Annotated in this window: 13 protein-coding genes; 8 read left to right on the top strand and 5 right to left on the bottom strand. The window is 69.4% G+C overall.

Annotated elements, in window-relative coordinates:
- Positions 1-25 precede the first annotated feature (25 nt).
- On the top strand, positions 26-436 hold the full coding sequence (locus tag CXY82_RS07845) for an arsenate reductase ArsC (RefSeq protein WP_104170422.1): 411 nt from the start codon (positions 26-28) through the stop codon (positions 434-436).
- A 12-nt stretch (positions 437-448) separates the two neighbouring features.
- Positions 449-1,123 carry a three-helix bundle dimerization domain-containing protein gene (locus CXY82_RS07840; protein WP_104170421.1) on the top strand — a complete coding sequence of 225 codons (675 nt, stop codon included), beginning with the start codon at positions 449-451 and terminating at the stop codon, positions 1,121-1,123.
- Between the two features lie 73 nt (positions 1,124-1,196).
- Here the strand turns inward: CXY82_RS07840 and CXY82_RS07835 are convergent, their stop codons facing one another.
- On the bottom strand, positions 1,197-3,323 hold the full coding sequence (locus CXY82_RS07835) for a hypothetical protein (RefSeq protein ID WP_146069073.1): 2,127 nt from the start codon (positions 3,321-3,323) through the stop codon (positions 1,197-1,199).
- Positions 3,324-3,562: 239 nt separating this feature from the next.
- Positions 3,563-3,973, bottom strand: a complete 411-nt coding sequence (locus tag CXY82_RS07830; protein ID WP_104170419.1) for an Hsp20/alpha crystallin family protein — start codon at positions 3,971-3,973, stop codon at positions 3,563-3,565.
- A 204-nt stretch (positions 3,974-4,177) separates the two neighbouring features.
- On the opposite strand from CXY82_RS07830, the gene CXY82_RS07825 reads away from it, so the two are divergent.
- The gene (locus tag CXY82_RS07825; RefSeq protein WP_104170418.1) at positions 4,178-4,537 is read left to right on the top strand and encodes a TIGR02611 family protein; all 360 of its coding nucleotides are present in this window, start codon (positions 4,178-4,180) and stop codon (positions 4,535-4,537) included.
- Here the strand turns inward: CXY82_RS07825 and CXY82_RS07820 are convergent.
- Positions 4,534-5,226 (bottom strand): ScbR family autoregulator-binding transcription factor, encoded by a 693-nt coding sequence (locus tag CXY82_RS07820; RefSeq protein WP_104170417.1) that lies wholly within the window; start codon positions 5,224-5,226, stop codon positions 4,534-4,536. The two genes, CXY82_RS07825 and CXY82_RS07820, sit on opposite strands and share 4 nt — an antisense overlap.
- A 221-nt stretch (positions 5,227-5,447) precedes the next feature.
- Between CXY82_RS07820 and CXY82_RS07815 the strand changes: the two genes are divergently transcribed.
- A complete protein-coding gene (locus CXY82_RS07815; protein WP_104099265.1) occupies positions 5,448-5,675 on the top strand; it encodes a PLDc N-terminal domain-containing protein in 228 nt (75 codons plus the stop codon).
- Between the two features lie 28 nt (positions 5,676-5,703).
- Here the strand turns inward: CXY82_RS07815 and CXY82_RS07810 are convergent, their stop codons facing one another.
- Complete coding sequence (locus CXY82_RS07810; protein WP_104170416.1) at positions 5,704-6,174, bottom strand: universal stress protein; 471 nt, start codon at positions 6,172-6,174, stop codon at positions 5,704-5,706.
- A 103-nt stretch (positions 6,175-6,277) separates the two neighbouring features.
- Between CXY82_RS07810 and CXY82_RS07805 the strand changes: the two genes are divergently transcribed.
- From CXY82_RS07805 to CXY82_RS07790, 4 genes are all read left to right on the top strand, one after another.
- Positions 6,278-7,168 (top strand): hypothetical protein, encoded by an 891-nt coding sequence (locus tag CXY82_RS07805; RefSeq protein WP_146069072.1) that lies wholly within the window; start codon positions 6,278-6,280, stop codon positions 7,166-7,168.
- A gap of 349 nt (positions 7,169-7,517) precedes the next feature.
- Complete coding sequence (locus tag CXY82_RS07800) at positions 7,518-8,378, top strand: hypothetical protein (protein ID WP_104170414.1); 861 nt, start codon at positions 7,518-7,520, stop codon at positions 8,376-8,378.
- 163 nt (positions 8,379-8,541) lie between these two features.
- Positions 8,542-10,059 carry an ATP-binding protein gene (locus tag CXY82_RS07795; RefSeq protein WP_104170413.1) on the top strand — a complete coding sequence of 506 codons (1,518 nt, stop codon included), beginning with the start codon at positions 8,542-8,544 and terminating at the stop codon, positions 10,057-10,059.
- 43 nt (positions 10,060-10,102) lie between these two features.
- The gene (locus CXY82_RS07790) at positions 10,103-10,726 is read left to right on the top strand and encodes a response regulator (RefSeq protein ID WP_370443688.1); all 624 of its coding nucleotides are present in this window, start codon (positions 10,103-10,105) and stop codon (positions 10,724-10,726) included.
- A 106-nt stretch (positions 10,727-10,832) separates the two neighbouring features.
- Here the strand turns inward: CXY82_RS07790 and CXY82_RS07785 are convergent, their stop codons facing one another.
- Positions 10,833-13,280: a PxKF domain-containing protein gene (locus tag CXY82_RS07785; protein ID WP_146069071.1), complete on the bottom strand. Its 2,448-nt coding sequence runs from the start codon at positions 13,278-13,280 to the stop codon at positions 10,833-10,835.
- Between the last annotated feature and the right edge of the window lie 86 nt (positions 13,281-13,366).

The following is a 13,366-nucleotide window of genomic DNA, read 5'->3' as shown; positions in this document are numbered from 1 at the left end:
GAAAATCAAGAAGGAACCACCGATCATGACCGCTAAGCCCACCGTTCTCTTCGTCTGTGTGCACAACGCGGGCCGCTCTCAGATGGCCGCCGGCTACATGACCGCCCTGTCCGAGGGCCGTGTCGAGGTGCTCTCTGCCGGCTCCGCGCCCAAGGACCAGATCAACCCCGTCGCGATCGAGGCCATGGCCGAGGAAGGCATCGACATCGCCAACAATGTGCCGAAGATCCTCACCACCGAGGCCGTGAAGGAGTCGGACGTCGTCATCACCATGGGCTGCGGCGACACCTGCCCGATCTTCCCCGGCAAGCGCTACGAGGACTGGGAACTCGCCGACCCGGCCGGCCAGGGCATCGAGTCCGTGCGTCCGATCCGCGACGAGATCAAGGCCCGCATCCAGGGCCTGCTCGCCGAAATCCTCCCCGCCCAGGTCTAGGTCCGACCCGCCATGAGCGATCTGAGCGCGCGTCGGTCACTGCCCGGACTGGCCTTCCCCGAGGAGTCGTTGCGACGGCTGGCCGCGCACCTCACCGACCGGTTCTCGGGCGTGTTCGGCGCCGAGACGATCGAACGGTACGTGCTCGAGTCGTACACGTCGCTCCTGCGCACGTCGACGGTCACGGCGTTCCTCGTGACCAACACGGGGCGCTACGCCACCGACCGCCTGACCGCTCTGGCCCAGGCAAAGGGCGCGATCGCGAAGGACGTCCCCGAGGTCCTGTTCGTCTGCGAGCAGAACGCGGGGCGGTCCCAGATGGCGGCGGTGCTGACCCAAGCCCTGTCTGGCGGTCGGGTGCACGTGCGTTCGGCCGGTTCAGCGCCGGCCAAGGAACTGAACCCCACGGTGATGGCGGTGATGACCGAACTCGGCCTCAACCTGGACGAGGAGTTCCCGAAACCGCTGACGGATGACGTCGTGCAGGCCGCCGACGTCGTCGTCACCATGGGCTGCGGCGACGCCTGCCCGGTCTATCCGGGCAAGCTCTACCAGGACTGGGAGCTGGCCGACCCGGCCGGTCAGCCGACCCCAGAGGTGCGTCGCATCCGCGACCAGATCCGGCATCAGGTCGAGGCCATGCTCACGACCCTCGGTGTCGACCCCGAGCCACTGCCGCTCCCCTAGCCCCTGCCCCTGCCCCTGCCACCCCACCGCCACCGGACGCGGGCGCGCGCGGGCAGGCCCGAGGGCGCCGGCCCTACTTGCGCACCAGCTTCGCCACCGTGAACCCGCCGGCGACGACCGTCACGGTCGCCTTCTTCGGCGCCTTCTTGTCGACGGATGCGACGAGCTGGCCGGTCGCATCGAACGCCTCCTGCGCCAGCCGGTAGCCACGTGGCACGCCGACCGTGCGCACGCTGGTCTCGGTCGCCGCGCTGACGTACACCGTGGACTCCCCCGCCGACCCGGTCACCGTGATCGTCGAGATCAGCGGCTGAATCAGCAGCGCGTCAACGTATGCCGCCCCGCCGGCCATGCCGACGACCGCGGTGTCTGCCCCCGGCAGAGCCAGCTCGAGCGTGAGCGGGAACAGGCGTCCCGGGGCATCCGTGATGCCCTGCGCGCCCGCGCCGCCGTTGCTCGTGCTGCCCAGCGTCGACGTCGCGGACGACCAGGCCGTCGACCCGGAGTCGGCCTCGCCCTGGTTCACGATTGGGAACACGTTGCGAGCCTGGTCGGTGGCGGGAACCGGGATGCTCAGCGAGTCGCCCGTACCCAGCGCTACATAGGCACCGCCGGAGAGGTTGGCCTCGCCGGTCCAGGACGACGGCGGCGTGACCACGGATCCGCTGCCCGTGATGGTGCCGGCCTCGGCCTCGACGACGCTCAGCCCCACGGTGGAGACGGTCTCGTCGATGCCGAGGGCCTGGGCCTTCAGCGTCGGATTGGCGTCCAGGGTGAGCATGGTCATCAGGGCGTGGATGGTGGATTCCGCGCCGGAGTTGGGGTTGATCCGGCCGTCCTGCTCGATGCCGTCGATCGCGGTGCCGGTGGCCGGGTTGTAGGCCGGGGCGCCGTTCGGGTTGGCGCCGAAGAACCAGGCGGCGGTCACGGCGGCGAGGTCGAGCAGCCCGGGGGCGTTCGCGGCCTGTGCGGTGGCGACCAGGCCCTGCACGCGGGAGTCGACGCCGTAGGCGATCTGGGCCTCACCGGGGGTGGGGCTCCAGGCGTTGTCCGGTCCGCCGGCGGCCAGCAGCTGCGGGGTGAACTGGGCGGCGTCCTTGACGGCGGCGCCGAGCAGGTCGGAGCGTCCGAGCACCGTGGACGCGGTGGCGACGGCGGCCGGGGCCAGTCCGCCCCAGGCGTGCCACAGGGTCTGCGACTTGTTCCACGGCATGATCGCGCCGAACGGCCACTCGGTGGCGGAGCCGGAGGACATCCCGGCGACCCCCTCGGTGAGCCGGGTCAGCGCGGTGCGTGCGGCGACGTCGTCCGGAACGGCCGTGACGTAGGCGGTGAGGCCGAGCGCGGCCTCGGCCGAGGCATCCGCCCCGCCCGCGACGAGCCAGGCCGGCACGTTGACGCCGTCGGCCACATCGAAGGTGCCGTACTTGCCGAGCGACTGGCGCTCGAGGGAGTCGAGCGACAGGTGCAGGCGGTCCTGCAGGAACGCGGCGAACTCGGGGTCGGCATCCTGGAACGCGGCGAAGCCCTCGCCGAGGGCCCAGACGGTGCGGGCCACCCAGTAGGACTCGGCCGAGTCGCTCGGGTCGGGCAGTTCCACCGGGCTGGCGCTGGGGGTGAGGGTGCCGTCGGGCTGCTGCCAGAGCACGACGTTTCCGGCGTTCGGACCGGTCGTGGTCTGCAGGTAGGTGAGGGAGCGCAGCGTCTGCACGGCGTGCTCGCGGCTGGTCTCGTCACCGGTCTGCTGCCAGTGGCGCAGGTAGACGACCGCGGTGCGGGCGATGTCGTCGGCGTTGTACGCGCCCTGGCTCCAGTGCCCGGTCGAGGGGTCGAGCGACCCGCCGCCGACCCTGCCGTAACTGCCGTCGGCCTGCTTATCGGCGTAGGTCCACGGCGCCTGGGCGGTGGGCTGCGCGTCGATTTCGTAGGTGGTGTGCCCCTCCACCGTGGCCAGCGGCACGGTGTCGAGCAGGAACGTGAGGTGGGACAGGTTGGTCAGCGGCGCGGACGCCGCGGCGGCGGGCCGGGTGGCGACGACTCCGGCCGGTGCACCGGATGCGCCGGATGCGCCGGATGGCGGTGCCGCGGCGGCCGCGGCGGTGCCGGCTCCGAGCAGGAGCAGCGAGACCGCGGCGGTGAGGGCCACGGCTTTCAGATATCGCGGGCGGGGGGACTGTGAGCGAACAGCGTTGTACGTCATTTCTTCTCTCCTGGTTCGGCCTGAACCGGTTTGGTACTGCCAACTAAACCGGTTAAGGCGACCATAGTCAAGAGAAGTGGCGCATTGCGTCCCCCATTCGGGGCTGGAGGGTCCCCGCATCGTCGAGAGTCGCCTCGTGTGCCGAGAATCGCCCGTGCAACGGGGACTCTCGGCACAATCGGCGACTCTCGTCGCGCGCGCGCGGGCGTGACGGGCGCGGGCGTGGCCGCGCGACCGGCTCAGCTTCGCGCGATCGGCACCTTCTTCGGCTCCTCGGCACCCTCGGGCACCGGCACGCGCACCTCGAGCACGCCGTCCCGGTAGGACGCCGTCACATCCTCTTCCTTGACTCCACGGGGCAGCGCGATGTCGCGCGTGAACGAGCCGTACCGGAACTCGGTCCGGTAGCCGTCCTTGTCCTTGTGCTCGGTCTTTTCCTGCCGCTCGGCCTGGATGTGCAGCACGCCGTCGCTGACCGACACATCGACATCCTTTTCCGGGTCGATTCCGGGCAATTCCGCCCTCACAACCAGGCTGCCGCCGTCGCGGAATTCCTCCACCCGCAGGGCCGGAGTGTCCCAGTCGCCCTCGAAAAAGCGCCGCACCGGCTCCGGCATTTCGAAACGCTCGCGTTTTGCAAGTGCAGCCATGATTCGTCTCCTCCGTGTTGCCCGAATGTAGTCACCCAAATGTGGTCACCCGAATGTAGTCACCCGGATGTGGTTACCCGAATGTTGCTCCAGATGCCGCACACAGTACCCCCGGGGCCGGAGTCACGCTCCGGTCAGAGGCGGCGACAGCGGCGACGGATGCCCGCGCAGCCGGTTCCCAGCGACCCGGCTTAGCCTGATCGCATGACCGTCATCCTCCAGCGCGAAATCGACGAAGGACGCAGCTCCGCCCACCCGATCCGGCGCTTCCTGCGCCGGAGCCGCGCCTGGGTGGACCAGCATCCGCGGCTGCGCTGGCTCTACCGCACTGTGGTCGGCGTACTCGGCTCCACGGTGGCCGTCATCGGGCTCATTCTGGTGCCCCTGCCGGGGCCCGGCTGGCTCGTCGTCTTCCTCGGCATCGCGATCCTGGGCACGGAATTCCCCACCGCGCACCGCATCGCGGTGGCCCTCAAGCGCATCCTGACTACGGTCTGGGCGTGGTGGCGCTCCCGGTGGGCGCGCGCGTCCGCCGGAGGGTCGACCGCTTCGGCTGGGTCCTAGGCCCGATCCGCTACCCCGCCCGCAGCGCCCGGGCCCGCGGCGCAGCTCGCCCGTACACGGGCCGGCAGGGCGGTCAGCTTCGCCCGCCGCTCGTCCGGAAGCCCGGCCGGCAGCAGGCCCGGCAGGAGCAGCGCCCACATCTCCTCCACTCGCTGGAAGAGGTCCGCCCGCCCGGTGAGCACCTGGGAGACGGTCTGCACGCCCGTGAAGGCGGGGCTGATGAAGTGCGCGGCGGCCTCTACGTTCAGATCGGCCGAAACGTCGCCTTCATCGATTGCGCGTCGCAGCACCTTCCCGCAGACATCGATCCAGTCATGGAACGGACCGACCACCGGCACCGAGAAATTGGAGGCCTCCATGGTGAGACGGATGCCCGCACTCACCACCGGCTCGTCCCGCACCTGCGCCGCCAGCTCAAAAGTCATCAGGATGAGGGCTTGCAACCCGGGCATCGTGCCGTCCAGCAGCCTCTGGCCCAAGCCGATCGAGGCCTCGTGCTGCGCCTCGATCACGGCGAGCGCGAGCGCCTGCTTGGACGCGAAATGAAAATAAAGTGCGCCCTTGCTCACTCCGGCGGCGACTTCCAGTCCGGCCAGGGTCGTGCTGCCGTACCCGTGCTCCCGGAAGGCGACCGCCGCACCCCGGATGATCGCGGCCCGCGTTCCGATCGCCCGTTGTTGCTGCGCCATTCCACTCCTCGATTATTCCGGCTTCCAGCGTAGCGACTGCCCGAACCGGGGTCGCACACGGCCCCGCGCATCCGTTGTATCGTCTCTGCCTCAATCGGCCCCAATCTGCCTCAATCCGCCTCAATCGACCCCACAGAAGATACCGTTTGGTATGGTTTAGGCACGGGACGCTGTGATAGGGGAAAGCGGGCGTCTCAGGGGGTTCAACAGGGGAGGTCGTAATGATCGATAGTGCAGGCATGGTGCAGATGGCAGCACTCGGACTCGGCGGCCTCGCCGTTCTGGGCAGCGCGGCGCTGATCGCCGCCGCCCTGACACAGATCAGCCGGGCCATCCACCTGCGGCAGGCGGCGCGGGCGAGCTGGGTGCTGGCCGTCGTCTGCGCGCCGGTCTTCGGGGCGGTCGCCTGGTTCGCGGTCGGCAACCGGATCGACGCCGACCAGAGCTGACTGGAGCCGACCGCCGCCAGCGGTCGGCTCAGGTGTTCGGGCGCACGACCAGCACCGGGCACTTGGCGTGCCGCACGCACTGTTCGCTCACGGAACCCAGCAGCATGCCGCTGAGGCCGCCGCGGCCGCGGGAGCCGACCACGAGCATCCGTGCGCCTCGGGACACGTCGATCAGGGACTTCAACGGACTGGCGTAGACGGCCCGGTAGGTAACCTTCACGTCGGGGTGCTTGGCCACCTCGGCCATCACGGCCTCGCCGAGCTCAATGCGCACCGCGTCGGCATGGTCCTCGATCGACGCGACATAGCCGAATTCCCAGTTGGCCGGGCGCGGCGCCGTGTCGATGGACCATGCGCGCACCAGCACGACCGGTGCGTGCAGCTGCTCGGCGAGGTCGAGCGCCACGGTCACGGCGTGATCGGCGTGACCCGATCCGTCGTGTCCGACGACGATGCTGTCGCTGGAAACGGGAGTCTGTTCTGGCTGTGTGTCAGGCATGACCCCAAGCTACTCCGGGGGCCCGGGTCGCGACGCGCGCGCTGCTGCGTGTCGGCCGCCTGCTCCCAGCCCCTTCCCGCAGTGCCCCGGTAAGGTCTCCCCTATGACGTACCTGGGCACGCCGCGTCGACGACAGACCGCACTGGCAATGGTCGTCACTCTGGCCGTGCTGGGCGCTGGTCTGGCGCTGGCCGCGTCGGTGCACACCACCGACGAAGCAGCCGCGCCTACCGGTTTCGCCCCCGGTGCGATCATCAGCGACTACAACTTCTACAACGCCGACTCCCTGAACGAGGGCGAGATCCAGTCGTTCCTGGGGGAGCGCTCCTGCATCCCCCGCGACGGCTCACCGTGCCTGGCTGACTACGAGGAGAACACGATCTCCCAGCCGGCCCACGGCGAGGGGCACTGCGCCGCCTACCCCGGGGGCCGCAACGAGTCGGCCGCCCGCATCATCGCGAAGGTGTCCGCGGCCTGCTCCATCAGCCCGAAGGTGCTGCTCGTGCTGCTGCAGAAGGAGCAGTCCCTGCTTACCCGGCCGAGCGCATCCGGTTATCTGCGCGCCACCGGCTACGGCTGCCCCGACACGGCCGACTGCGACACGGCGTACTTCGGCTTCTTCAACCAGGTCTACCGTGCCGCCTGGCAGTTCCGCCAGTACACCCAGGAGCCCGAGCGCGCCTACAAGATCGGAACCGTGCACGTGGGCTTCAATCCGGATGTGAGTTGCGGGGTGTCCTCCGTCACCATCGAGAACCAGGCCACCGCGAACCTCTACAACTACACGCCGTACCAGCCCAATTCCGCCGCGCTGGCACGCCCGGGCACCGACGGCGACGGATGCTCGACGCACGGCAACCTGAACTTCTGGCGGTTCTACAACCAGTGGTTCGGGGCGTCGGAGGCCGTGGGCTATCCCGCGGCGTTCAACTCGTGCCTGAACCTCGTCGGCGGCCAGCCCTGCCGCAAGCACGGGCTGTTGCCGACGCCCTGAGCGTGCCCGACGGTTCGCGTTTCCGCGCTGGTTTCTCCGCCGGTTTCTCCGCGCAGAGCGTAATCGCCCCGAGGTCCCGGGGCTCCGCCGGGTCCGGTCGCCCGGCCGGGCGAACACCCGTGACCTGGCACTCTCAACCCCTGGTCAGGCGGCATTCCTGGCCCGAATGTGCGCGCACCGGACGGTGACGGGGCCCGGTGACACACCCGACCGGAACGGCTGGGCAGCCAACCCGATTCCCAGCCCGCACGGACCGGCCCCCCACTCCCGGTACCTAAACTCCTCCGATGACTGCGAACGGTCGATCGGGTTTTTCGCCGACCGGCCGCCGCAATCGAAAGGATCCACTTTGAACAAGCACACGATCTCCCCGGCAGCCGACACCTCCCGCACCAAGCGCGTCGCCCTCGGCGCCGCCTCCGTGCTGACCGCCGGAGCCCTTCTCGGCGTCGGCGCGCAGGCCGCCACCGCCGCCCCTCTCAGCGCCGAGCCCACAACGAGTTTCAGCTCGAGTGTCGGCACGAGCGGGGATGCCGGCGCCACGGCGAACGGCGAGTTCCTGGCGTCGCTTTCGGCCGAACTTCGTGCAGACCTTTCCCACGGGCAGAGCGGCAATGTGAAGGCCCAGAAGGTGGCCACCACCCTCTCCGAGCACGCCGAGCTGTTCGACACCCTGCCGGCGAACCTGCAGGATGACCTGACCGCGCTCACGGACGCCTCCGGGGCGACCGACCGGGCCGCCGCCGTCGACACCGTGCGCACCACCGCGCTGGCCGGCGGCTACGGCGAGGAGATCACGAAGATCGCCGAGGCCGTGCGGGACAACCCGGAGCACCCGTTGGCCGCCGCCGTGGAGGCCGCCCTGGGCAGTGACCTCGGCACCGCGCCGGGCACCGCGGACACCGACCCGACCGCGGACGCCGGATCCTCGGTGACGAAACTGGCCCTCAAGCTGGCGGACAACCCCGCGCTCCTCGACAAGCTGCCGGCCGACCTGCAGGCCGACCTGGCCGAGCTGAAGAACGCGCCCGCCGCCGAGCAGGAGGCCGCCGCGCAGAAGCTCGAAGAATCCGCCCTCAGCGGCGACTACGGCAGCGTGGTCCAGAAGATCGCCGAGCGGGTCCAGGCACACGTGGCTGCCGAGGCTGACGCCGGTGCCGGTGCCGACGCGGGGGCCGGTGCCGACGCGGACATTCACGCCGGAAACTAGCACCCGCATTAGAACGGATGCCCGGATGCGCAGTGCGCGTTCGGGCATCCGTCTGCCTTGTCCCCCACTCGGGGACTGACCGCCCGGAGGCGGCGCGGCTAGGCTCGCCTCACCCGAGCGGCTGACCCGACAGCTCCGGCAACGCGTTCCCAAGGCGATTCTCATGGGCACCACAGGACCCCGAAGTTTTCGCTCCCCCGCGGTTTTCGCTGCCCCGCCGCTGTCCCCGGCCGGGCATCCGCAGGACGACTCCCGCGGCGCAGAGCCTGACCGGCGGGTGTACGCGCTCGGGGCGTGGGCGGGTCGCTCACGACTCACCATCGCCGCCTGGCTCGTCGGGCTGGCCGTCACCAGCGCCCTGTTGTGGAGCCCCGCCGTGGTCTTCGGGGTCCGCAATCCCTCGGCTCACCTCGTTCTCGACTCGGTCGACGCCTGCGTGGCGTTGCTGGTGGCGTCCCTCGTGTTCGGTCGGTTCCTGCGGCACGGCCGGCTGCAGGATCTGCTGCTCTTCCAGGGTCTCGTGCTGCTGGCCGCGGCGGGCCTGGGCCTGACCTACCTGACCGAGGTGCTCGGCGGAATCCGCGCGGGAACGCTCGACATCTGGCTTCCGCTGGCCATCCGGGTCGTGGGCGCCCTGCTGATCCTGGCCGCCGCCCTGGCGCACACGCGACCGGCGAAACGGATGCTCCGGCGCCGGCTGCTGGCGCTGGCCCCCCTCCCCCTGGTGGCCGCGGTCTACCTCGCCCTCTGGACCGGCCGGGACCGGCTCCCCGTGGCGTTCGACCCGGGTTCCGCCCCGGTGTCCGCGGAGAACGCGCTCCTGACGGGCCATCCCGTGCTGCTCCTCGCCCAGGGCGCGGCGGCCGTGAGTTTCTTCATCGCCTCGGTGGCCTTTGCGTCACAGTCGGCCAAACGGGACGACGAACTGCTCCGCTGGCTCGGCCCGGCCTGTGCGCTCGGGGCGTTCGCCCGCCTGAACTACGTGCTCTTCCCATCCCTGTACACGGACTGGCTCTACACCGGGGATCTTCTCCGCACCGGCTGCTACCTGCTGCTGCTGGTCGGCGCGGCGCGGGAGATCCGCACCTACTGGCGGGCGCAGGTCACCGCGGCGGTGCTCGATGATCGGCGGCGGCTCGCCCGCGAGCTGCACGACGGAGTGATCCAGGAGCTCGCCTATATCCGCGCGGAAAGCCATGCCATTCCCGTGGATGTCGCATCCGGCATCCATATCGTCAACGCCTGTGATCGCGCCCTCGACGAGGCGCGGGCGGCCGTGCAGGCGCTCGGACGCACGAGCGATGAGCCGCTGAGTTTCACCGTTCACCGGGCGGCCACGGAACTGGCCGCGAGGTACGGAATCGACCTGCGGGTCGACCTCGATGAGGCCATCACCGTCGATTCGGAGCAGCAACACGCGCTGATGCGCATCACCCGGGAGGCGGTGTCCAACGCGGTGCACCACGGCAAAGCCACGGGGGTGCACATCCGGCTCAGCGAGGCCGGAGGCCGTCGGCGCCTCGCGATTGCGGACGACGGGGTGGGGTTCGATGTGCCGGCCGGCACCGACACAACCGGTTACGGCCTGGTCAGCATGCAGGCTCGGGCGCGGGCGCTTCCGGGCACGTTCAACGTGGAGGCACGACCCGCGGGCGGAAGCGTGGTGACGGTCCAGTGGTAGACGGCACCGGCATCCGCGTCGTCATCGCCGACGACCATGCCCGATACGATCGCTGATCCGCCAGGCCCTCGAGGCCGGTGGCTGCGAAATCTGCGGCGAGGGAGCAAGCGCAGCGGATGCGATCCGGCTCGCCCTCGATCACCGCCCCGACGTGGTGCTGCTCGATATCAACATGCCGGGGAATGGGATCCACGCCGCCCAGGAGATCGGCCGGAGCCTGCCGGAGACGCCCATCGTGATGCTCACGATGTCGAAGGACGACGACGACCTCTTCGATTCCCTGCGCGCGGGTGCCTCGGGCTACCTGCTCAAGGATACCGATCCCGGCGCCCTGCCGGGTGCGCTGCGGGCCGTTCTGGCGGGCGAGGCGGCCATGGCGCCGGAGCTCATGCTGCGGGTGCTCGGCGAGTTCCGGGCGCCCGCGCGGCGCCGCTTCCTGCGCCGCTCCGTGGCCGCGAGCAAGCTCAGCGCGCGGGAGTGGGAGGTGATGGAGTTGCTTGCGGAGGGAAACTCCACCAAGGCGGTAGCCACCCGGTTGTTCGTGTCGCCGACGACGGTGCGGGTGCACGTCTCGGCTGTGCTCCGCAAGCTCGCCCTCACGGACCGCGAGAGCGCCTTCGAGCTGCTCCGTGACGAACACGGTGAGCGGGGATCACCTCGGTCGTAGAGCCTGGCGGGCCACGGCGGCCGGCACGATTCCCGCGTCTGGGGGCGCAAGACGGAAGGCCCCGAGTTCCGCTCGGGGCCTTCCGTGTTCCGCTTGCGCTCGGTGCCTACTTCAGCATGAAGTTGGCACTGATCGTGGAACCGTCCTGGGCGGTCATGGTGACCACGGCGCAGGTACCCGGCTTCTTGGGGGTCTGCCAGTTCTGGATGAACTGCCCCGACGTCGAGTCATACCGCAGGCTCGTGCCGCCCGTGGTGGTGAGTTCGATCGCATCCGTCACCGCGGACGAACCGGGGCAGGTCACGGCCGTGGCGGTGAAGCTCTTGACGGCCGAGACGCTGGTGAGTTCGGCACCGGAGAAGATCTCGAACTTCAGCGGGACGGAGCTGCCGCCCTTCACCGTGTTCCAGACGTTGGCTCCCATATCGACCGGGGCGTAGAAGCCCTTCAGGGTCCAGGCCAGCACCGTGTACGCGACCCTCGACGTGCTCGTATTGCCGGCCGTGTCGGTGGCGGTCGCCAGGTACGAGTGCTCCCCGACTGTGGTGCCGCCGCCGGTCACGACGCAGGAGGCAATTCCGGACAGGGCGTCGGTCGCGTAACAGCTGGGCGCGGCCGGGTTGCTTCCGTACTGGTAACTGCCGGTGGGGCCGCCCAGGAGAGCAACGGTGGGTGCGGTCGTGTCGATGTCGATCCCCGACACGCTCGCGGTCGCGGTGTTGCCGGCCCGGTCGGTCGCGGCGCCCGTCACTGACTGGCCCGCCCCCTCGACCAGGGTCACGTCGCCCGCACAGGTGGCGATGCCGGATCCCGCATCACGGCAGGTGAAGCCGACGACGACGTCCGCCGCGTACCAGCCGGCGGCGTTGGGAGCGGCCGGGTCGAGGGTGGACGAGATGGTCGGGTCGACGGAGTCGATGTTGATCCCGGTCGTCGTCACGGTCGTCGTGTTGCCGGCCTTATCGGTCACGGTACCCGTCACCGACCGGTTCGCGCCGTCGTGCAGGGTTGTGTCGCCCGGGCACGTGGCGATTCCGGACCCTCCCACGTCCTCACACGTGAAGTGGACGATGACGCCCGCGTCCGTTGTGTACCAGCCGTCGTTGCCCTCGGGGGCGACCGGGTTGAGAGTGTACGAAATGGTCGGGTCGACGGTGTCGATGTTGACCACCGCTGCGGTCGCGTCAGCGGTGTTACCGGCGTTGTCCGTCGCGGTGCCGGTCACGTTGTTCACACCGTCGGTCAGGGTGATGTCGGCCGGGCAGGCGGCGATGCCGGAACCGCCGACATCCGTGCAGGTGAAGTCGACTGTGACGAAGCTCGTGTACCAGCCGTTGGCGTTCGCGTCGGCCGGGTCGAGCGTGTACGAAATCGTCGGGTCGACGGTGTCGATGTTGACCACCGCTGCGGTCGCGTCAGCGGTGTTGCCGGCGTTGTCCGTCGCGGTGCCGGTCACGTTGTTCACACCGTCGGTCAGGGTGATGTCGGCCGGGCAGGCGGCGATGCCGGACCCGCCGACATCCGTGCAGGTGAAGTCGACTGTGACGAAGCTCGTGTACCAGCCGTTGGCGTTCGCGTCGGCCGGGTCGAGCGTGTACGAAATCGTCGGGTCGACGGTGTCGACGGTGATCCCGGACACTGTCACGGACGCGGTATTACCGGCATTATCGGTCGCGGTACCCGTCACCGAATGGTCCGCACCGTCCATCAGGATCACGTCGGCCGGGCACGTGGCGATGCCGGATCCTCCGACGTCTTCACACGCGAAGTGGACCAGGACGCCCGAGTCCGTCGTGTACCAGCCATTGGTACCGTCGGGGTCTACCGGGTTGAGCGTGTACCCGATGGTCGGGTCGACCGTGTCGACGAGCGTGTAGGTCACCGTCGCCGTTGGGGCGTTGAGCCCGCCGGCGTCGGTGTAGTCGCAGGTCGTGGTCTGGGTGCCGAGGCCATTCAGCAGCGCCCCGGTGGTCACGGAGGCGGCCGTGGGGTTGACGTCTTCGGCGTCGACCACCAGGCAGGTGGCGGTCGGCACGGTACCGATTTCATAGCTGGCCCCGTTGCTCACCCCGTTGACCGAGACCGAAGGCGCGGTGTTCGTCGGAACCGGCTGGGTGATGATGATGGGGATACCGACCTGGTTCTTGAATTCTCCGCCACCGGCCGGCTGCGCCAGGATGAGGACCGTCACGGTACCGCTCTGGGCAGCGGTGCCCGCTGTGAAACTGACCGGGAAATCGTCGGTGCAGTTCGTGATGACCACGGGGTTGGGGCTGGCCGTGACGCCGGAGGGTGCGACCACGGTGAGTTTCAGCGGGCTCTCCCCCGCATCGATGTTGCATCCGATGTCGCCGTCACTCTTGCCGTTGGCGTTGAGCCTCATCGTGGCGCTTCCGGCCGTTTCCGATCCCGCAACGAGGGTGACACTGGCCGAACCCTCGATGCTGTCCTGAATGATGTCCGCGTAGGCAACCCCACCGAAGGCCAGGACGCTCACCGCCGTGATGGCGGTGATCGTTGTTGCGATGCCCGTTCGCTTCAATATTCGTTTCATGGTGGCTGCCCCTGCGCTCGGCGGGAAGACCCTCGGGTGGGCCATCCCTCCCACGAAGGTATGTCTGTGCCGGATCCTCGAGAACG

Origin of the sequence: Cryobacterium sp. M23 (genome assembly GCF_002929655.1) — a bacterium.
Lineage (GTDB): Bacteria > Actinomycetota > Actinomycetes > Actinomycetales > Microbacteriaceae > Cryobacterium > Cryobacterium sandaracinum.
Note: the sequence above shows the minus strand (reverse complement) of the source record. Positions and strands in the feature narration are given on the sequence as shown.